Source organism: Streptomyces sp. NPDC031064, assembly GCF_055570965.1.
The window spans coordinates 579,705-597,762 of sequence record NZ_JBVIGF010000003.1 but is presented as its reverse complement, the minus strand read 5'-3'; the positions used below and the strand labels follow the sequence as shown (position 1 = coordinate 597,762).

Here is an 18,058-nt window from a genome sequence, read left to right as displayed (position 1 = left end):
GCTGTTGCTCTGTGTACGGCCCCGCCGGGTGCGGACGCTCAGCGTCATTGTCCCGCACGCACGCGTGCGGGGTGATCCGGGGGGTACCCCCGGATCGGCTCCTCGGCCGCCGCGCGTCACGCGTCGCGGGTGGGGTCCTCGCCCCGGTCCAGGGCCTTCCAGAGGTCCTCGGGCCGGTCTGGGCCGGTGGGCCCGGCCGCGCGGGTGCTCTTGCCGGTGCGGGGGCCGCCGTCGCGTTCGTACCGCCCGGACATGGCGGGCCAGGTCCGGCCGTGGCGGAGGGCGAGGAGCCCGGCGACGAGGATCAGCACGCCCCCGGCGGCCGTGATGTAGGGCCAGGCGCCGTGCGTGAGGGTGCCGATGCGGGCCGCGGCGTCGCCGGTGGTCGCGGCGGCCTTCGCGTTGAGCGCCGCGCTGTCGGTGGCGCCCAGGTAGGCGGCGACGGCCGCGCCCGCGCCGCTCAGGGTGAGCAGCAGCGACACCAGGAACCGGCCGGCGCGGCGTACCGCGAAGACGGCGACGAGGGCCGCGAGGCCCACGATGGCGAGGGCGGTCGGCACGCCGGTGACGTCGCCGCCCGACGCTTCGAGCGGCACGGTGCCGCCGCCGACCGCGACCGTGCCCTCGGCCCAGGTCTGACCCGAGGCGAGCAGCACGACGGCCGCGCCGACGGCGCCGAGGAGGAGGGCGGCGGCGAGGCTGCGGCGGCCGCCCGAAGCGGCCGCCGTCTCGTCCGCGCGGGTGGCACGGGGCTGGGGTACGGATGCGGCACTCACGTCACCACTATCCCTTATGCCGTCATGCGCCATTCATCCGGTTGGCGGTATGCACGGCGCGGAGGACCGCGGCCGCCTTGTTGCGGCACTCGGTGTCCTCGGCGACCGGGTCGGAGTCGGCGACGACACCCGCGCCGGCCTGGACGTACGCCGTGCCGTCGCGCAGCAGGGCGGTGCGGATGGCGATGGCGGTGTCGGAGTCGCCGGCGAAGTCCAGGTAGCCGACGCAGCCGCCGTACAGGCCGCGCCGGGTGGGTTCGAGCTCCTCGATGATCTGCATGGCGCGCGGCTTGGGCGCGCCGGAGAGCGTTCCGGCAGGGAAGCAGGCGGTGAGCACGTCGAAGGCGGTGCGGCCCTCGGCGACCCGGCCGGTGACGGTCGAGACGATGTGCATGACGTGCGAGTACCGCTCGATCGACATGAAGTCGACGACCTCGACGGAGCCGGGTTCGCAGACGCGGCCGAGGTCGTTGCGGCCGAGGTCGACGAGCATCAGGTGCTCGGCGCGCTCCTTGGGGTCGGCGATGAGCTCGTCGGCGAGGGCTTGGTCCTCCTGGGGCGTGGCCCCGCGCGGGCGGGTGCCGGCGATCGGGTGGACCATGGCGTGCCCGTCCTCGACCTTGACCAGCGCTTCGGGGCTGGACCCGACGACGTCGAAGCCGTCGAAGCGGAAGAGGTACATGTACGGGGACGGGTTGGTGGCCCGGAGCACCCGGTAGACGTCCAGGGCGCTCGCCGTGCAGGGGGTCTCGAAGCGCTGGGAGGGCACCACCTGGAAGGCCTCGCCGGCCCGGATGCGCTCCTTGATGTCCTCGACGGCGTCCTGGTAGGCCTGGCCGCCCCATAGGGCGGTGTACGGCGGGAGCTCGGAGGGCGGCAGGGCGGTGGGCTCCGTCGCCAGCGGCTTCGCGAGGTCGGCGGCCATGGCGTCGAGGCGGGCGACGGCGTCCGCGTACGCCTCGTCGATGCCCGTGTCGAGGTCGTTGTGGTTGATGGCGTTGGCGATGAGCATCACCGTGCCGTCCCAGTGGTCGAGCACGGCGAGGTCCGAGGTGAGCAGCATGGTCAGCTCGGGCAGGTGGAGGTCGTCCGTGCCGTGGTCGCCGATGCGTTCCAGGCGGCGCACGATGTCGTACCCCAGGTAGCCGACCATGCCGCCGGTGAAGGGGGGCATCCCGGAGGCCAGGTCCCTCGGGGTGTGGAGTGCCTCCACGGTGGCGCGCAGCGCCTTGAGGGGGTCGCCGTCCACGGGCACGCCGACGGGCGGGGTGCCGAGCCAGTGGGCCTGGCCGTCACGGGCGGTGAGGGTGGCGGAGCTGCGTACGCCGATGAAGGAGTACCGCGACCAGGAGCGGCCGTTCTCGGCGGACTCCAGGAGGAAGGTGCCGGGGCGTTCGGCGGCGAGCTTGCGGTAGAGGCCGACCGGGGTGTCACCGTCCGCGAGGAGGCGGCGGCTGACGGGGATGACGCGGCGGTCGGCCGCCAGCTTGCGGAAGGTCTCGAGATCCATGGCGCTACTTTCCCAGCGGGAGGACGTCGGCGTCGAAGCAGGTCCGGGCGCCGGTGTGGCAGGCGGCACCCACCTGGTCGACCTTGACCAGGACGGTGTCGGCGTCGCAGTCGAGGGCGACGGACTTGACGTGCTGGACGTGACCGGAGGTGTCGCCCTTGACCCAGTACTCCTGGCGGCTGCGGGACCAGTAGGTGCAGCGGCCGGTGGTGAGGGTGCGGTGCAGGGCCTCGTCGTCCATCCAGCCCAGCATGAGCACCTCGCCGGTGTCGTACTGCTGGGCGATGGCCGGGACCAGCCCGTCGGGGCTGCGCTTGAGACGGGCGGCGATGGCCGGGTCAAGGTTGCTGGTCATGTCGCCATTGTGCCGTGACGGCGGGGTGTTTCCGGTGGTGCGTCCACTGGGCGGACCGGACCGTGCGGCCGTACGCTGGCCTCCATGTCGACCCATGCCAAGCGTGAACGGCTCCTGCTCGCCGACCTTTTGGAGGCGGCGGGCCCCGATGCCCTGACCCTGTGCGAGGGGTGGAAGACCCGCGATCTGGCGGCCCACGTGGTGGTGCGGGAGCGCCGCCCGGACGCGGCGGCGGGGATCTTGCTGGCCCCGCTGCGCGGGCGCCTGGAGCAGGTGCAGGCGGAGTTCGCCTCGAAGCCGTACGAGGAGCTGATCCAGCTCATCCGGACGGGCCCGCCGAGGATGTCCCCGTACGCGATCAAGCAGGTCGACGAGGGCGCCAACACGGTCGAGTTCTATGTGCACGCCGAGGACGTGCGGCGCGCGCAGCGGGGCTGGACGGCCCGCGAGCTGGACCCGGTCTTCACGGAGGCCCTGTGGGTGCGCCTGGAGAAGTCGGCCCGCATGCTGTGCCGCAAGGTCCCGGTGGGCCTGGTCCTGCGCCGCCCCAACGGCCAGACGGTCGTGGCGCACCGGGGTGCGCCGGTGGTGACGGTGACGGGTGAGCCGGGCGAGCTGACGATGTTCGCGTTCGGCCGCCAGGACGCGGCGAACGTCGAGGTGGAGGGCGACAAGGAGGCCGTGGAGCGGCTGCACGGGGCGAAGCAGCTCGGGATCTAGCCCGCCGCCCGCAGGGGCCTCGGGGAGCCGTTGTCAGTGGGGGCGGGCATCATCGGACGTACGCGGCTCACCCCGGAGGCGGACCATGATCAAGATCGCGATGACGAGCGTGTACGTCGACGACGAGGACAAGGCCCACGCCTTCTACACGGACGTGCTCGGCTTCGAGACCCGCACGAACCTCGACCTGGGCGAGGCGCGCTTCATCACGGTGGCCGCCCCCGGGCAGGACGTGGAGCTGCTGCTGGAGCCCGGCGACAGCCCCGTGGCGGAGCAGTACCGCCAGGGGCTGCGCGAGGCGGGGCTGCCCTGCATCGTCCTCGGGGTGGACGACCTGGCGAGCGAGTACGGGCGGCTGAGCGGGCTGGGTGTGCGGTTCACCCAGCCGCCCACGGAACAGGGCCCGCTGGTGACGGCCGTGCTGGACGACACCGTCGGCAACCTCATACAGCTCGCCCAGCCGCTCGCCTGACCGCCGGACGGGCCCGCCCGGCGCGAAGGGCCTGCCCGGCGCGAAGGGCCTGCCCGGCGCGAAGGGCGTCAGCGGACCGGGTGGCCCGCCTCCCGCAAGGTGGCCTTCACCTCGGAGATCCGCAGGTCGCCGAAGTGGAACACGGACGCCGCCAGCACCGCGTCCGCGCCCGCGTCGATCGCCGGGGGGAAGTGCGCGAGCCCGCCCGCGCCACCCGAGGCGATCACCGGCACGGTGACGTGCTTGCGCACGGCCGCGATCATCTCCGTGTCGTAGCCGTCCTTGGTGCCGTCCGCGTCCATCGAGTTGAGCAGGATCTCGCCCGCGCCCAGCTCGGCGGCCCGGTGGGCCCACTCGACGGCGTCGATACCGGTGCCCCGGCGGCCGCCGTGCGTGGTCACCTCGAAGCCCGAGGGCGTGCCCGAGTCGGTACGGCGGGCGTCCACCGACAGGACCAGCACCTGGCGGCCGAAGCGCTCGGCGATCTCCTGGATCAGCTCCGGGCGGGCGATGGCCGCCGTGTTGACGCCGACCTTGTCCGCGCCGGCGCGCAGCAGTCGGTCGACGTCCTCGGCGCTGCGCACGCCGCCACCGACGGTCAGCGGGATGAAGACCTGCTCGGCGGTGCGGCGCACCACGTCGTAGGTGGTCTCCCGGTTGCCGGACGACGCGGTGATGTCGAGGAAGGTCAGCTCGTCGGCGCCCTCGGCGTCGTACAGCTTGGCCATCTCGACGGGGTCACCCGCGTCGCGCAGGTTCTGGAAGTTGACGCCCTTGACGACCCGGCCGTTGTCCACGTCCAGGCAGGGGATCACTCGGACCGCGAGGGTCATGACGAGGCACCTCCTCGCTCTGCTGCCCGGTACGCCTCGACTTCGACCTCGACGACCAGCCGTGGGTCGACGAAGCCCTCGACGATGATCATCGATGAGGCGGGGCGGACGGCGTCGAACAGCTCCTTGTGGGCGCGGCCGACCTCCTCCACGTCCCGGGCGTGGGTGATGTACATGCGCGTACGGACGACGTCCGCCGCGCCGAGGCCGAGCTGCTCCAGCGCGCCCAGGGCGACGTTGAAGGAGTTGACCGCCTGTTCGTAGGGGCCGCCCTCGGCGATCACGCCGTCCACGACGGAGGTGCAGCCGGAGACCAGGACCAGGCCGTTGGGCAGCTCGACGGCCCGGGAGTAGCCGAACTGCTCCTCCCAGGGCGCGCCGGTGACGACCTTGCGTACGGTCTGTGTCATTCGGCCACCACCGCGAGCGCTTCCTCCAGGGTGAACGCCTTCGCGTACAGCGCCTTGCCGACGATCGCGCCCTCGACGCCGAGCGGAACGAGGCCCGACAGGGCCCGCAGGTCGTCGAGCGACGAGACGCCGCCGGAGGCGACGACCGGCTTGTCGGTGGCCGCGCAGACGTTGCGCAGCAGCTCCAGGTTGGGGCCCTGGAGCGTGCCGTCCTTGGCGATGTCGGTGACCACGTAGCGGGCGCAGCCCTCGGAGTCGAGGCGGGCCAGCGTCTCGTAGAGGTCGCCGCCGTCGCGGGTCCAGCCGCGGCCGCGCAGCGTCGTGCCGCGTACGTCCAGGCCGACCGCGATCTTGTCGCCGTGCTCGGCGATGACCTTGGCGACCCACTCGGGGGTCTCCAGCGCGGCGGTGCCCAGGTTGACGCGGGTGCAGCCGGTGGCGAGCGCGGCGGCCAGCGACGCGTCGTCCCGGATGCCGCCGGACAGCTCCACCTTGATGTCCATGGCCTTCGCGACCTCGGCGATCAGCTCCCGGTTGTCACCGGTGCCGAACGCGGCGTCGAGGTCCACGAGATGCAGCCACTCTGCGCCCGCGCGCTGCCAGGCGAGGGCGGCCTCCAGCGGGGAGCCGTAGGACGTCTCCGTACCGGACTCGCCATGGACGAGCCGTACGGCCTGGCCGTCCCGGACGTCGACGGCGGGGAGGAGTTCGAGCTTGCTCATCTCAGCGGGTCCCAGATTCTCAAGAAGGAGGGTCAGAAGGTGTTGAGCCAGTTGGTCAGGAGCTGCGCGCCGGTGTCGCCGGACTTCTCGGGGTGGAACTGGGTCGCCCACAGCGCCCCGTTCTCGACGGCCGCCACGAACCGCTCGCCGTGCGTGGACCAGGTGACCTTGGGCGCGCGCATCGCGGGGTTGGTGATCTCCAGGCTCCAGTCGTGCACGGCGTAGGAGTGCACGAAGTAGAACCGGGCGTCGGCGTCGAGGCCGGCGAACAGCTCGCTGTCCTCCGGCGCGTCCACGGTGTTCCAGCCCATGTGGGGGACGACGGGGGCCTTCAGCGGCCCGACCGTGCCGGGCCACTCGTCCAGGCCCTCGGTCTCCACGCCGTGCTCGATGCCGCGCTCGAAGAGGATCTGCATGCCGACGCAGATGCCCATGACGGGGCGGCCGCCGGAGAGCCGGCGCTCCACGATCCAGTGCCCGCGGGCCTCCTTGAGCCCGGCCATGCAGGCGGAGAAGGCGCCGACGCCGGGGACGAGGAGCCCGTCGGCGTTCATGGCCTTGTCGTAGTCGCGAGTGATCTCGACGTCGGCGCCGACGTGGGCGAGGGCCCGCTCGGCGGAGCGGACGTTGCCGAATCCGTAGTCGAAGACCACGACCTTCTTCGCAGTGCTCATTCCGCTCACTCCCAGATCCCCTGGATGCGCAGGACGCCCGCGAGCAGGCACATCGCCGAGGCGACGGCCAGCAGGACGATGACGCCCCTGGGCATCTTCTGCTTGCTGAAGGAGTACACGCCGCCCGCCAGGAACAGTCCCACGACGATGAGAAGCGTGGACAGCGGGCTCACAGCGCGCCCTTCGTGGAGGGCAGGATGCCGGCCGCGCGCGGGTCGCGCTCCGAGGCGTAGCGCAAGGCGCGGGCGAGCGCCTTGAACTGGCACTCCACGATGTGGTGGGCGTTGCGCCCGTACGGGACGTGGACGTGCAGCGCGATCTGGGCCTGGGCGACGAACGACTCCAGGATGTGCCGGGTCATCGTCGTGTCGTAGGAGCCGATCATCGGCGCCATGTTCTCCGGCTCGGTGTGCACCAGGTAGGGGCGGCCGGAGAGGTCGACGGTGACCTGGGCGAGGGACTCGTCCAAGGGCACGGTGCAGTTGCCGAACCGGTAGATGCCCACCTTGTCGCCGAGGGCCTGCTTGAAGGCGGCGCCGAGCGCGAGGGCGGTGTCCTCGATGGTGTGGTGCGAGTCGATGTGCAGGTCGCCGTCGGTCTTGACGGTGAGGTCGAACAGACCGTGGCGGCCGAGCTGGTCGAGCATGTGGTCGTAGAAGCCGACGCCGGTCGACACGTCGACCTTACCGGTGCCGTCGAGGTCTATCTCGACGACGACGGACGTCTCCTTGGTGGTGCGCTCGACCCGTCCTACGCGGCTCATGAGCTCTGCTCCTTCTTCAGTGCGCGAACCGCATCCAGGAACGCGTCGTTCTCTTCGGGTGTGCCGGCGGTGACCCGCAGCCAGCCCGGTACGCCGTTGTCCCGGACCAGGACACCCCGGTCGAGGATCCGCTGCCACACGGCGTGGGCGCCGCCCTCGCCGGTGAAGCGTCCGAACTGGACGAAGTTGGCGTCGGACTCGGTCACCTCGTAGCCGATGGCCCGCAGCTCGGCGACCAGCCGGTCCCGCTCCGCCTTGAGCTGCTCGACGTACCCCAGCAGCGTATCGGTGTGCTCCAGGGCCGCGAGCGCGGTGGCCTGGGTGACGGCCGAGAGGTGGTACGGCAGGCGTACGAGCTGGACGGCGTCGACCACGGCCGGGTGGGCCGCGAGGTAGCCCAGGCGCAGTCCGGCGGCGCCGAACGCCTTGGACATGGTCCGGGAGACCACCAGGTGGGGGCGGCCCTCGATGAGGGACAGCAGGGAGGGGCGGTGGCTGAACTCCACGTACGCCTCGTCGACGATCACCAGCGACGGCTTGGACGCCTGCGCCGCCTCGTACAGCGCCAGCACGGTCTCCGCGTCGACGGCGGTGCCCGTGGGGTTGTTGGGCGAGGTGATGAAGACGACGTCGGGGCGGTGCGCGGCGATGGCGGCCGTGGCGTCGGCCACGTCGATGGTGAAGTCGTCCCGGCGCGGGCCGGAGATCCAGCCCGTCCCGGTGCCGCGCGAGATCAGGCCGTGCATCGAGTACGAGGGCTCGAAGCCCATCGCGATGCGGCCCGGTCCCGCGAAGGTCTGCAGGAGCTGCTGGATGACCTCGTTGGAGCCGTTGGCGGCCCAGACGTTGGCGAGGCCGACCTCGTGGCCGGTGGTGCGGGTCAGGTAGGCGGCCAGTTCCGTGCGGAGCTCGACGGCGTCGCGGTCGGGGTAGCGGTTGAGCGTACGGGCCGCCTCCCGGACGCGCTCGGCGATCCGCTCGACGAGCGGCTCGGGCAGCGGGTACGGGTTCTCGTTGGTGTTGAGGCGTACGGGCACGTCGAGCTGGGGCGCGCCGTAGGGGGACTTGCCGCGCAGCTCGTCGCGGATGGGCAGGTCGTCGATGCCGATCGTCACTGCTGGGGCACCTTCCATCCGAACCTCGCCTTGATCGCCGCGCCGTGGGCCGGCAGGTCCTCCGCCTCCGCGAGGGTCACCACGTGGTGGGCCACCTCGGCGAGCGCGTCGCGCGTGTAGTCCACGATGTGGATGCCGCGCAGGAAGGACTGCACGGACAGGCCCGAGGAGTGGCAGGCGCAGCCGCCGGTGGGCAGGACGTGGTTGGAGCCCGCGCAGTAGTCACCGAGCGAGACCGGTGCCCAGGGGCCGACGAAGACGGCGCCCGCGTTGCGCACGCGCTGCGCCACGGCGGCGGCGTCGGCGGTCTGGATCTCCAGGTGCTCGGCGCCGTACGCGTCGACCACGCGCAGACCCTCCTCCAGGCCGTCGACCAGCACGATCGCGGACTGCTTGCCGCGCAGGGCGGGCACGATCCGGTCCTCGACGTGCTTGGTGGCGGCGACCTGCGGCTCCAGCTCCTTCTCGACGGCCTCGGCGAGGTCGACGGAGTCGGTGACCAGGACGGCGGCGGCGAGCGGGTCGTGCTCGGCCTGGCTGATCAGGTCGGCGGCGATGTGGACGGGGTCGGCGGTGTCGTCGGCGAGGACCGCGATCTCGGTCGGGCCGGCCTCGGTGTCGATGCCGATCCGGCCGGTGAAGTACCGCTTGGCGGCGGCGACCCAGATGTTTCCGGGACCGGTGACCATGTTGGCGGGGGCGCAGGACTCGGTGCCGTACGCGAACATGGCGACGGCCTGGGCGCCGCCGGCCGCGTACACCTCGTCGACGCCCAGCAGCGCGCAGGCGGCGAGGATCGTCGGGTGCGGCAGGCCGCCGTGCTCCTTCTGCGGCGGGGACGCGAGGGCGATCGACTCGACGCCCGCCTCCTGCGCCGGTACGGCGTTCATGATCACGGACGAGGGGTAGACCGAGCGGCCGCCCGGCGCGTACAGCCCGACGCGCTCGACCGGAACCCACTTCTCGGTCACCGTGCCGCCGGGCACCACCTGGGTGGTGTGCTGGGTGCGGCGCTGCTCGCGGTGGACGATGCGGGCGCGGCGGATCGACTCCTCCAGTCCGGCGCGGACGGCCGGGTCGAGCTCCTCCAGCGCGCGCGTGAGCGCGGCGGCCGGAACCCGTACCTGGTCCAGGACCACGCCGTCGAACTTCTCCGCGTAGTCGATCAGCGCCGCGTCTCCCCGATGATGCACGGCCTCGCAGATCGGCCGCACCTTCTCCAGGGCGGCTTCCACGTCGAACTCGGCACGGGGCAGCAGGTCGCGCAGAGCGCCACCCTTCGGGAGGGCGTCGCCGCGCAGATCGATTCGTGAGATCACAGGTCAATTCTCGCAGACGGCTTCCCGGGGCCGGACGTCCGTATCACTGGCTGATACACGCCACGACAGGCCTGGACTGTCACACCTGACCGTTAGCGTTCAGTCCGTCACACAGCGGGAAGAACAGCCGTACGAAACAGGGGAAGCGGAGGGGGCGGCAGTGACCGAGCCGCACGACGACGACGTACCGGACGACCTCACCCCGTCCGAGGTGGGCATGTGGCAGGCGTTCCGGATCGGTGCCACGTACGACCTGAGCGCGGGCAACGCGATGCTGGACGATCCGTTCTCGCCGCGCGTCTGGCCGCCCGAGCGGAGCGTGCGGGCGGAGAAGGTGGCCCTGCTGCTGCTCGACGGGCCGCCCGCGCTGGCCGGGCGCGTCTCGGCGCTGAAGCTGCGCGGGGTGCACATCACCGGGACGCTGGACCTGGCGGGCGGCACGGTGGGGCCGTACGTGGAGCTGTACGGCTGCCGGTTCGAGAACGAGGTGGTGCTGCCGGAGTCGCGGTTCACCACGCTGCGCATGGTCAAGTGCGCGATACCCCGGCTGGAGGCGGCGCGGCTGCACACGGAGGGCGACCTGCACCTGCCGCGCTGCCGGGTGGAGCACGGGATGCGGCTCACCGACGCCCAGATCGGCACGGACCTGCTGATCAGCCAGATCCATGTGGGTCCGGACCGGCGCGGGCGGGCGATCGTCGCGGACGGGATGTCGGTGGCGCAGGACCTGACGGCGGAGCTGATCGAGACGCATGGCGAGTTCTCGCTGCGCGGGGCGAAGATCGGCGTCTCGCTGAGCCTGCGCGGCAGCAAGTTGCGGGGCGCGGAGGGCCGCCGGGCGCTGAACGCGCCGCAGCTCACCGTGGAGCGGACGCTGTACATGACGTACGCCTGGGTCAGCGACCGCACGGGGAACGCGGCCGGCACGACGCCGCCCGGCGGGCTGGCGAACTTCAACACGCCGATGCGCGGCACGCGCGTGCAGCCCTTCGAGTGCCGGGGCGGGGTACGGCTGGACGACGGCCGGTTCGGGGACGCGGTGGACTTCCACCACGCCCGGTTCCTGCTGTCGTCGGAGCGGCGGGAGGAGCTGTCGCTGCGCCGGATCGTCACCCCGGAGCTGCGTTTCAACGGGGAGCGCCCGGAGGAGGGGCGGGTGGTGCTGAACGGCGCGAAGGTCGTGACGCTGATCGACCTGTCGACGAGCTGGCCGGGACCCGGCGGGCTGGCGATGGGCGGTTTCGTGTACGAGAACCTCGTGCCGTACGGGCACTTCCCGCTCGCCCGCCGCCTGGAGTGGGTCGCGGCGGCGACCCCGGAGTTCGCCCCGGAGCCGTACGAGCGGCTGGCGACCGTGCTGCGCAACAGCGGGGAGGACGCGGACGCGCGCGAGGTGCTGCTGGCCAAGCAGCGCCGGCGGCGCGAGACGCTCCCGCTGGCGGCGAAGATGTGGGGGTACTTACAGGACTGGACGGTGGCCTACGGCTACCGGCCGGGCCGGGCGGCGCTGTGGATGGCGGTGCTGTGGGCGGCGGGGACGCTCGCCTTCTCGCGGTCCGGTCCGCCGCCGATCAAGCCGGGTGAGCACCCGGACTGGAACGCGGCCCTGTACGCGCTGGATCTGCTGCTGCCGGTGATCAATCTCGGCCAGGACGGGTACTGGCGGGTGAGCGGCATATGGCAGTGGGCGTCGACCGTGCTGATCCTGCTGGGCTGGATTCTCGCCACTACCGTCGCGGCCGGTGCCTCCCGTCTCCTGAGGCGCAGTTGACACACCCGTACACCGCTTTCTTTACGCTCTCTTGGCATTCGTCCGTGCAACCATTCCGCCGCCACCAAAGCTTCACAGCAGGCCTCTGGCGCGGCTCCCACCTGCGGTTTTCAATGGTCCGCACCATGTCATTGCTCCGTGCCCTGCTCAGCACCGCGCGCTCGGTCCGGCACGCCCCGCAGCTCTCCGACGGGCTGCCGCCGGACCACGCGGTGCTGCTCGACGCGCCGGACGAGCGGCTGGCCCCGGCGCTGGTCTCCGCCGCCCTCGGGGACCACGAGCCGGCCGCGAAACTGCTGGCCGCCACGCGCGGGGCCGCCGAGTGGGAGAGCCGTGACCGGTACGTCAAGCGGCTGGCCGCCTTCGCGCACAGCCGCGACGAGTGGCTGACCGGCTGGCTGGCGGCCACGCCCCACGACCCGGACGCCCTGCTGGTCAAGGCGGAGGTCGCGGTCCGCCGGGCGTGGCAGTCCCCGGCGCGGGCCGAGCGGCTGCGCGAGCTCGGGCCGCTGGTCGACGCGGCGGCCGAGGCCACGCCCGGCGATCCGGTGCCCTGGCGCCTGGCGCTGGACCACGCGCGCGGTACGCACGCCACGCACGCCGCGTTCGAGACGCTGTGGGAACAGGCCCTGCGCCGCGCCGCCCACCACTACGGCTGCCACGTGGCCGCGCTGAAGTACCTGGCCACCCAGCGGCGCGGTACGCACCGCGAGTCGTCCGGCTTCGCCTTCTGCTTCGACTTCGCCGAGCAGGCCGCCGCCGACGCGCTGCCCGGCTCGCTGATAAGGGCGCTGCCGGTGCGGGCCGCGTTCGCGCAGCTGCTGGCCGGTGGCGCCAAGCCCGTACGGGAGGAGCGGATCGACGCGGCGGCGGACCTGGCGGTCGAGCTGTCCGGGCGGTACGCGGTGGCCGACCCGTGGCCGGCCGAGGTGCGCAACGTGCTGGCGTACGTGCTGGTGGGGCGGGAGCGGTGGACGGCGGCGCTGGACCAGTTCCGGCTGATCGGCCCGTACGCGACGTCGTTTCCGTGGTCGTCGGTGAGCGACGACCCGCTGGGCCGGTTCCTCGACGCGCGCCACGGCGTACGGCTGGAGGTGGCCTCGGCCGTCCCGTTGCGCGGACGGGCCGGACGCGGCCGCTTCGGCGGCCATTACGCTTAACCGCTGTGACCACCGCTCGCCTGCCACTCTTCCCGCTGAACGCGGTGCTGTTCCCGGGCCTCGTGCTGCCCCTGAACGTCTTCGAGGAGCGCTATCGCGCCATGATGCGCGAGCTGTTGAAGACCGACGAGTCGGAGCCGCGCCGCTTCGCCGTCGTGGCGATCCGCGACGGGCGTGAGGTCGCGCCCACCGCGCCCGGGATGCCCGACCAGACGGCGCTGCCGGAGAAGGGGCCCGCCGCGGGCTTCGGCCCCGACCCGATCCAGGCCTTCCACCGGGTCGGGTGCGTCGCCGACGCGGCGACGATCCGGGAACGGGAGGACGGCAGCTTCGAGGTACTGGCGACCGGGACGAAACGGGTCAAGCTGCTCTCGGTCGACGCGAGCGGCCCGTTCCTCACGGCGGAGCTGGAGGAGCTGGAGGAGGAACAGGGCGAAGGGGCCGGGGCGCTCGCGGAGGGCGTCCTGCGGGCCTTCCGCGCCTACCAGAAGCGGCTGGCGGGAGCCCGGGAACGGTCCATGACGGCGGGTCAGGAACTGCCCGACGAGCCGTCGGTGGTCTCGTACCTGGTGGCCGCGGCGGCCGTGCTCGACACCCCGGCCAAGCAGCGGCTCCTCCAGGCACCGGACACGGCGACGCGGCTGCGGGAGGAACTGCACCTGCTGCGCGCGGAGACGGCGGTGCTGCGCCACCTGCCGTCGTTGCCGGCGGTGGAACTGACCCGGGCGCCGACGAGCCCCAACTGACGCGAGCCCCAACCGACCCGAGGACACGACAGGTGGCGAAGAAGCCCAAGAAGCAGGCCAATGGCACGCCCGCGACGGTGGCGCTGACAGCGGCCGGCACCCCCTTCACGGTGCACGCCTACGACCACGACCCCGCCTCCCCCTCGTACGGCGAGGAGGCCGCCGAGGCCCTCGGGGTCTCCCCCGACCGCGTCTTCAAGACCCTGGTCGCCGACGTGGACGGCACCCTGACGGTCGCGGTCGTCCCGGTCGCCGGCCAGCTCGACCTGAAGGCCCTCGCGGCTGCGGTGGGCGGCAAGCGCGCGACGATGGCCGACCCGGCCGCGGCGGAACGCACGACGGGGTACGTCCGGGGCGGCATCTCCCCGCTGGGCCAGCGCAAGCGGCTGCCCACGGTGCTGGACGCCTCGGCCTCCGAGCACGACACGATCTGCGTCTCGGCGGGGCGCCGGGGCCTGGAGGTCGAACTGGCCCCGTCGGACCTGGCTTCCCTGACGGACGCGGTGCTGGCGCCGATCGGTCGCGCGTAACCCCTCGACGGCGGTCCCGTCCTCGGCTACGACCGTAGGAACGGAACGTGTCTCGGAAGGGGCCGCCCATGTCGAAGAGGACCCGTAAACGGAAGTGGCGCATCCGCAAACACCGCGCCAACCACGGCCGCCGCCCGTCCTGACGCCGCCGTCCTGCCGGGCCCGTCCTTCCGGGCCCGTCCTGACGCCGCCCGTCCGGCCGGGCTCAGGCAGGGGCGTCCCAGTCCGGTTCCGGATCGCGGGGGCCGAAGAGGGCCGTGAGGGCCAGGTGCACCAGCATCGACGCCACCGGCCACGCCAGCACCGCCCCGTGCGCCTGGAGCTTCAGGGGCGCGTCGAACGTGACGCCCGCGCCCACCGCGCGGGCGTGCTCGGCCACGTCGTGCGCCGGGCCGAGCAGGGTGCCGACGCCCCACCCGAGGAGCGAGGCCAGCAGGCCGCCCAGGGCCAGGCCCACCACGATCGCGATGCCGCCGTGCCGGTGGAACCAGAAGACGACGGCCGCGCTGAGCGCCCCCAGGCCGAGCGCCAGCAGGGCGAACGTACCGTCGGCGCCGACCGCGCCCTCGCCCTCCGTGTCCTTGAGGAACACCGCCCTGCCGTCCGAGACCAGCGGAATCCGGGGGGCCAGCCACAGCCACAGCAGCCCCAGCGCGATACCCGCGAGGGTCACCCCGAGCAGCACCACGGCGCCCTGGCGTACCTCCGTGGCCACGTCCGGCGCGTCGCCCGCGTCCTTCGCGGCGGCGGGATACGGCGGCGGCCACCCGGCCTCGGTCTCGCGCGAGCCGTGCGAGTCCTGCGAGCCATGCGAACCGTGCGGGTCGTGCGGGGAGGGCCGATGCGGCGGAGTCAGCGGTGCGGTCACCCTGCCATCGTGCCAGGCGTCCCGGCCCGGTGCCTCACCGGACCGCCGCCCGCCGGTACGCCCATGTCGCGGCGGCCAGCGAGACGACGCCGACCACCGCGCACACCCCGAGATCCAGCCCGACGGCCGCCCAGTCGGGCCGCGCGTCGAACGTCCGGGCGAGCGCCTCCACCCCGTACGTCGACGGCAGCAGGTCGCGTGCCCACCCGATGGGCTGCGGCAGCCGGTCGGCCGGCAGCACGCCCAGTAGCAGGGCCGCGGACATGCCGAGCTGGCCGAGCAGGGTGGCGAGCTCCTGGCGCGGCGCGAGCAGCCCGAGCGCCGCGCCGAGCCCGGCGAGGGCGGCCCCGGCGAGCGGCACGACCGCGGCCAGGATCCACAGGTGGGTGAGCGGCAACTGGAAGAGGACCGAGCCGGTCACCGCCGTCACCACCGTCCCGGGCACCGTGAAGGAGGCGTACGCGCCCGCCGCGCCCAGCACCACCGCGGCGGGGGGCACCGGGAGCGTGGCGTAGTGGTCGAGCCCGCCGCTCGCCCGCAGTTGCCCGAAGTACTGAGCGAGCAGGTTCAGCGCGACGAACGCCACCACGAGCACCGAGGAGCCGGCCACGACCGCCCGCGCCTCCGCCCCGCCGTCCACGACCCCGCGCATCAGGACCATGATCCCGACGGACTGGAAGGTCGCCACGAACAGCAGCGGGATACGGGCCACCCGGGCCCGCGACAGTTGGGCCCGGTACACGGCGGCGAGCGCCGGCAGCAGCCGCGCCCGGGGCGCGAGCGGCGCGGCGTCACGTGTGGCGGCGTCGGCGGCCGGCGCGGAGACGACCGCGCCGGACGACAGAGCGGCCTGTGCGGGCACGATGCTCAACGGATGCTCCTGTTCATGCCTTGACCAGGCCCTTCGTCTCGCCGCCCAGCGCCAGGTACACGTCCTCCAGGCTCGGCGTGGCGAGCGTGAAGTCATCGAGCGCCGCGAACGCCGCGCCGCCCGTCACCGCCGCGACCGCCGCCCGCGCCTCGTCCGGCGCGAGCCGCAGCACCCAGGTGCGCCCCGACTCCTGCGCGGATTCCCGCAGCGCCGCCACCTCGGGCACGTCCAGCGGGGCCCGCTCGCGCCACACCAGCTCCACCCGTACCTCGCCGGCCACTCGTTCCTTGAGCCCGGCGGGGGTGTCGCAGGCGATGACCCGGCCGCGCTCCAGGACGGCGACCCGGTCCAGTACCGTCTCGGCCTCGATGACGTTGTGGGTGACCAGCAGCACCGTCGTGCCGTGCTGGGCGCGCCGCCGGTCGACCGCCGCCCATACGGCGCGCCGGGCGACGGGGTCCATGCCGGTGGTCGGCTCGTCGAGGATCAGCACGGGCCGCTCCCCCACCAGCGTGGCCGCGAAACAGGCGAGCCGCCGCTGCCCGCCGGACAGTCGCTTCAGGGGCCGCCCGGCGAGCCCGGACAGCCCGAGTTCGTCCAGTACGGCGTCCCGCTCGGCCCGCGCGTCCCGGGCCGTGAGGCCGCGCAGCCGCCCGGTGGTCTCGGCGGCCAGCGCGACGGTCAGCTCGTCCAGCGCGGTGGACTCCTGCCCGAGGTAGCCGATGAGGCGCGCGGCGCGCTCGGGGTGGCGTACGAGATCGTGTCCGAGCATCTCCACGGTGCCGGAGTCGGGCCGCATCAGGCCGGTGAGCTGGCGCACGAGGGTGGACTTGCCGGCCCCGTTGGGGCCGAGCAGGCCGAAGATCTCGCCGCCGCGCACGTCCAGGGACACCCCGTCGGTGGCGCGCACCTCGGGTGTCGCGGGCCTCCCGCGCCTGCCGCGCGTGGCGGGGTACGTCTTGACCAGCTCCCGCACCACGCACACCGTACTCACGAGGGATGAGCCTAAAGGGTCGCCCTGCCCTATTCGCCCACGGGGGCGTGCTCGGCCGCCGTGCGGACGTCGATCTCGCGCCAGAACCCCGCCCTGATCGCGTACCGGTCGTGCTCGTCGATCTGGTCGTCCTTGTGGGCGAGGAGCCCGAAGCGGGCGGCGTAGCGGAGCAGTTCGCCGTCGATGCGGTGCGGGATGCGCGGGTACAGGGTGGACAGCTTCTGTACGTGAGCGGGGTCGGGGAGCCGTTCCATCCAGCGCCGTGCGAAGACCTGGCCGACCTCGAAGGGGTCGCCGCCGACCGTGGTGATGTCCTCCTCGCGGTCGGCCCAGCGCTGCTCGGCGCTGGTGAGCTGGGCGAGGGTGGGCAGCGAGGCGGTCTCGGGCGGTTCGCCCACGGTGCCGCCGGGGCGGTCGACCCAGCCCCGGTCGGAGGACCAGCGGAGGGTGGCGTTCGTGGGCTGGGCGGGTCCCGGGCCGGCGTTCTGGTGGCCGGGGGCGTGCAGGGCCGCCAGGTCCTTGGGGGTGGGGACGCCGCCCTTGCCGCCGCCGGCCGGGGTGGGCGCGCCGGATTCGTCGGCCCCGGCCCCGCCCTCGCGGGGGGCGCCGTGGACGGGGCTGCCGTTGACGGACGTCCCGTGGCCGGGCGATGTGCCGTTCACGGCCGTGGAGCCGTTGACGGACGACGAACCGTTGACGGCGGCGGCAGCGGGGGTGCCTCCCGCGCCGAAGGCCGCGGTGGAGGCTTCGGCGGCGCGCTCGGCGGAGGCGGCGAGCGCCGACTCGGGCAGCGGGGCGGAGAGGATCGCGGCGATCTCGGGGCGCGGGGCGGGGGGCGGCGAGCAGGGGCCGGTGAGCTCCTTGGCGCGTACGGCCCGGGTGATCCACTCGCGGTCGAGCACCCGGCGTTCGTCGGCCTCGGCGACCAGGTCCTCGGACTGGTTGTAGTCTCCGTCGGCGGCCTGGACGGCCCACAGGTGGACGGCGACGCCGTGTTCCTTGGCGGACATCAGGCCGGGCAGCAGGTCGCCGTCGCCGGTGACCAGCACGATGTCGGAGCAGGCGCGGTTGCGGGCCAGTTCGGTGAGTTCGGCGTGCATGGCCGCGTCGACGCCCTTCTGGGCCCAGCGGCCGTCGCTGCGGGTCAGGGCGCCCAGCCGGACGGTGACGCGCGGCATGACGCGCAGCCGGCGGTGTTCGGGCTGGGGTACGCGGTCGGGGGCGCCGTCGAACCAGTAGATCCGGAGCAGGGGCTGCTGAGTGTCGGCCTCGGCGCGTTCGCGGAGGCCCTGGATGAGGGCGGTGTGGTCGACGGTGATCCGGGAGCGGGCCGGTTCCCCGGCGAGAAGGCTGGCGGCGGCTCCCAGCAGGTAGCCGGCGTCCACCAGAACGACGCAGCGGTCCACGTGTTCCACCCTCTTTCGGGAACCTCGGGATCGGGAGTTGCTT

At 73.2% G+C, this 18,058-nt stretch carries 22 protein-coding genes; 7 read left to right on the top strand and 15 right to left on the bottom strand.

Annotated features, from left to right (window positions below):
• Positions 1-116: 116 nt before the first annotated feature.
• The 3 genes from ACZ46W_RS13780 to hisI are packed head-to-tail and all read right to left on the bottom strand — an operon-like array spanning position 117 to position 2,641.
• Positions 117-809, bottom strand: coding sequence for a TIGR02234 family membrane protein (locus ACZ46W_RS13780; protein WP_468336182.1), 693 nt, complete (start codon positions 807-809; stop codon positions 117-119).
• Positions 799-2,286, bottom strand: coding sequence for an anthranilate synthase component I (locus ACZ46W_RS13775; protein WP_468336179.1), 1,488 nt, complete (start codon positions 2,284-2,286; stop codon positions 799-801). Before ACZ46W_RS13775 ends, ACZ46W_RS13780 begins: the two co-directional genes overlap by 11 nt.
• A 4-nt stretch (positions 2,287-2,290) precedes the next feature.
• A complete protein-coding gene (gene hisI / locus ACZ46W_RS13770) occupies positions 2,291-2,641 on the bottom strand; it encodes a phosphoribosyl-AMP cyclohydrolase (RefSeq protein WP_073752349.1) in 351 nt (116 codons plus the stop codon).
• A gap of 84 nt (positions 2,642-2,725) precedes the next feature.
• On the opposite strand from hisI, the gene ACZ46W_RS13765 reads away from it, so the two are divergent.
• Entirely contained in the window at positions 2,726-3,361 is a 636-nt protein-coding gene (locus ACZ46W_RS13765; protein WP_468336175.1) for a TIGR03085 family metal-binding protein, read from the top strand.
• Positions 3,362-3,446: 85 nt separating this feature from the next.
• Entirely contained in the window at positions 3,447-3,833 is a 387-nt protein-coding gene (locus ACZ46W_RS13760) for a VOC family protein (protein ID WP_468336172.1), read from the top strand.
• Between the two features lie 68 nt (positions 3,834-3,901).
• Here the strand turns inward: ACZ46W_RS13760 and hisF are convergent, their stop codons facing one another.
• Genes hisF through hisD form a run of 8 tightly spaced genes read right to left on the bottom strand, consistent with a single transcriptional unit; the run spans position 3,902 to position 9,669 of the window.
• Positions 3,902-4,666: an imidazole glycerol phosphate synthase subunit HisF gene (gene hisF / locus ACZ46W_RS13755; RefSeq protein ID WP_468336169.1), complete on the bottom strand. Its 765-nt coding sequence runs from the start codon at positions 4,664-4,666 to the stop codon at positions 3,902-3,904.
• Positions 4,663-5,076 (bottom strand): RidA family protein, encoded by a 414-nt coding sequence (locus ACZ46W_RS13750; RefSeq protein ID WP_366130203.1) that lies wholly within the window; start codon positions 5,074-5,076, stop codon positions 4,663-4,665. The genes hisF and ACZ46W_RS13750 overlap by 4 nt, the downstream gene beginning before the upstream one ends.
• Positions 5,073-5,798, bottom strand: coding sequence for a bifunctional 1-(5-phosphoribosyl)-5-((5-phosphoribosylamino)methylideneamino)imidazole-4-carboxamide isomerase/phosphoribosylanthranilate isomerase PriA (priA, locus tag ACZ46W_RS13745; RefSeq protein WP_468336165.1), 726 nt, complete (start codon positions 5,796-5,798; stop codon positions 5,073-5,075). Before priA ends, ACZ46W_RS13750 begins: the two co-directional genes overlap by 4 nt.
• A gap of 32 nt (positions 5,799-5,830) precedes the next feature.
• Complete coding sequence (gene hisH, locus ACZ46W_RS13740; protein ID WP_468336161.1) at positions 5,831-6,472, bottom strand: imidazole glycerol phosphate synthase subunit HisH; 642 nt, start codon at positions 6,470-6,472, stop codon at positions 5,831-5,833.
• 5 nt (positions 6,473-6,477) lie between these two features.
• Positions 6,478-6,645 (bottom strand): hypothetical protein, encoded by a 168-nt coding sequence (locus tag ACZ46W_RS13735; protein WP_468336158.1) that lies wholly within the window; start codon positions 6,643-6,645, stop codon positions 6,478-6,480.
• Complete coding sequence (hisB, locus tag ACZ46W_RS13730; protein WP_030492957.1) at positions 6,642-7,235, bottom strand: imidazoleglycerol-phosphate dehydratase HisB; 594 nt, start codon at positions 7,233-7,235, stop codon at positions 6,642-6,644. Before hisB ends, ACZ46W_RS13735 begins: the two co-directional genes overlap by 4 nt.
• Positions 7,232-8,368 (bottom strand): histidinol-phosphate transaminase, encoded by a 1,137-nt coding sequence (locus ACZ46W_RS13725; RefSeq protein WP_468336156.1) that lies wholly within the window; start codon positions 8,366-8,368, stop codon positions 7,232-7,234. The genes hisB and ACZ46W_RS13725 overlap by 4 nt, the downstream gene beginning before the upstream one ends.
• Complete coding sequence (gene hisD, locus ACZ46W_RS13720) at positions 8,347-9,669, bottom strand: histidinol dehydrogenase (protein WP_468336153.1); 1,323 nt, start codon at positions 9,667-9,669, stop codon at positions 8,347-8,349. The genes ACZ46W_RS13725 and hisD overlap by 22 nt, the downstream gene beginning before the upstream one ends.
• Before the next feature lie 160 nt (positions 9,670-9,829).
• On the opposite strand from hisD, the gene ACZ46W_RS13715 reads away from it, so the two are divergent.
• From ACZ46W_RS13715 to ACZ46W_RS13695, 5 genes are all read left to right on the top strand, one after another.
• Complete coding sequence (locus ACZ46W_RS13715) at positions 9,830-11,440, top strand: oxidoreductase (RefSeq protein ID WP_468336150.1); 1,611 nt, start codon at positions 9,830-9,832, stop codon at positions 11,438-11,440.
• Positions 11,441-11,553: 113 nt separating this feature from the next.
• A complete protein-coding gene (locus ACZ46W_RS13710) occupies positions 11,554-12,600 on the top strand; it encodes a hypothetical protein (RefSeq protein WP_468336147.1) in 1,047 nt (348 codons plus the stop codon).
• 5 nt (positions 12,601-12,605) lie between these two features.
• Positions 12,606-13,346: an LON peptidase substrate-binding domain-containing protein gene (locus ACZ46W_RS13705; RefSeq protein ID WP_468336144.1), complete on the top strand. Its 741-nt coding sequence runs from the start codon at positions 12,606-12,608 to the stop codon at positions 13,344-13,346.
• 32 nt (positions 13,347-13,378) lie between these two features.
• Entirely contained in the window at positions 13,379-13,876 is a 498-nt protein-coding gene (gene ybaK, locus ACZ46W_RS13700) for a Cys-tRNA(Pro) deacylase (RefSeq protein ID WP_468336141.1), read from the top strand.
• A gap of 68 nt (positions 13,877-13,944) precedes the next feature.
• On the top strand, positions 13,945-14,019 hold the full coding sequence (locus ACZ46W_RS13695; RefSeq protein ID WP_468337005.1) for a hypothetical protein: 75 nt from the start codon (positions 13,945-13,947) through the stop codon (positions 14,017-14,019).
• A 62-nt stretch (positions 14,020-14,081) separates the two neighbouring features.
• On the opposite strand, the gene ACZ46W_RS13690 is transcribed toward ACZ46W_RS13695, so the two are convergent.
• The 4 genes from ACZ46W_RS13690 to ACZ46W_RS13675 are packed head-to-tail and all read right to left on the bottom strand — an operon-like array spanning position 14,082 to position 18,024.
• Complete coding sequence (locus tag ACZ46W_RS13690; RefSeq protein ID WP_468336138.1) at positions 14,082-14,744, bottom strand: DUF2567 domain-containing protein; 663 nt, start codon at positions 14,742-14,744, stop codon at positions 14,082-14,084.
• 34 nt (positions 14,745-14,778) lie between these two features.
• Entirely contained in the window at positions 14,779-15,615 is an 837-nt protein-coding gene (locus tag ACZ46W_RS13685; RefSeq protein WP_468336135.1) for an ABC transporter permease, read from the bottom strand.
• A 13-nt stretch (positions 15,616-15,628) separates the two neighbouring features.
• Positions 15,629-16,600 carry an ABC transporter ATP-binding protein gene (locus ACZ46W_RS13680; protein ID WP_468337002.1) on the bottom strand — a complete coding sequence of 324 codons (972 nt, stop codon included), beginning with the start codon at positions 16,598-16,600 and terminating at the stop codon, positions 15,629-15,631.
• 38 nt (positions 16,601-16,638) lie between these two features.
• Positions 16,639-18,024 carry an NYN domain-containing protein gene (locus ACZ46W_RS13675; RefSeq protein WP_468336132.1) on the bottom strand — a complete coding sequence of 462 codons (1,386 nt, stop codon included), beginning with the start codon at positions 18,022-18,024 and terminating at the stop codon, positions 16,639-16,641.
• Between the last annotated feature and the right edge of the window lie 34 nt (positions 18,025-18,058).

Coding starts and splice junctions, on each gene's coding strand:
- ACZ46W_RS13780 (WP_468336182.1), bottom strand. CDS start 809: ATGGCGCATGACGGCATAAGGGATAGTGGTGACGTGAGTGCCGCATCC.
- ACZ46W_RS13775 (WP_468336179.1), bottom strand. CDS start 2,286: ATGGATCTCGAGACCTTCCGCAAGCTGGCGGCCGACCGCCGCGTCATC.
- hisI (WP_073752349.1), bottom strand. CDS start 2,641: ATGACCAGCAACCTTGACCCGGCCATCGCCGCCCGTCTCAAGCGCAGC.
- ACZ46W_RS13765 (WP_468336175.1), top strand. CDS start 2,726: ATGTCGACCCATGCCAAGCGTGAACGGCTCCTGCTCGCCGACCTTTTG.
- ACZ46W_RS13760 (WP_468336172.1), top strand. CDS start 3,447: ATGATCAAGATCGCGATGACGAGCGTGTACGTCGACGACGAGGACAAG.
- hisF (WP_468336169.1), bottom strand. CDS start 4,666: ATGACCCTCGCGGTCCGAGTGATCCCCTGCCTGGACGTGGACAACGGC.
- ACZ46W_RS13750 (WP_366130203.1), bottom strand. CDS start 5,076: ATGACACAGACCGTACGCAAGGTCGTCACCGGCGCGCCCTGGGAGGAG.
- priA (WP_468336165.1), bottom strand. CDS start 5,798: ATGAGCAAGCTCGAACTCCTCCCCGCCGTCGACGTCCGGGACGGCCAG.
- hisH (WP_468336161.1), bottom strand. CDS start 6,472: ATGAGCACTGCGAAGAAGGTCGTGGTCTTCGACTACGGATTCGGCAAC.
- hisB (WP_030492957.1), bottom strand. CDS start 7,235: ATGAGCCGCGTAGGACGGGTCGAGCGCACCACCAAGGAGACGTCCGTC.
- ACZ46W_RS13725 (WP_468336156.1), bottom strand. CDS start 8,368: ATGGAAGGTGCCCCAGCAGTGACGATCGGCATCGACGACCTGCCCATC.
- ACZ46W_RS13710 (WP_468336147.1), top strand. CDS start 11,554: ATGGTCCGCACCATGTCATTGCTCCGTGCCCTGCTCAGCACCGCGCGC.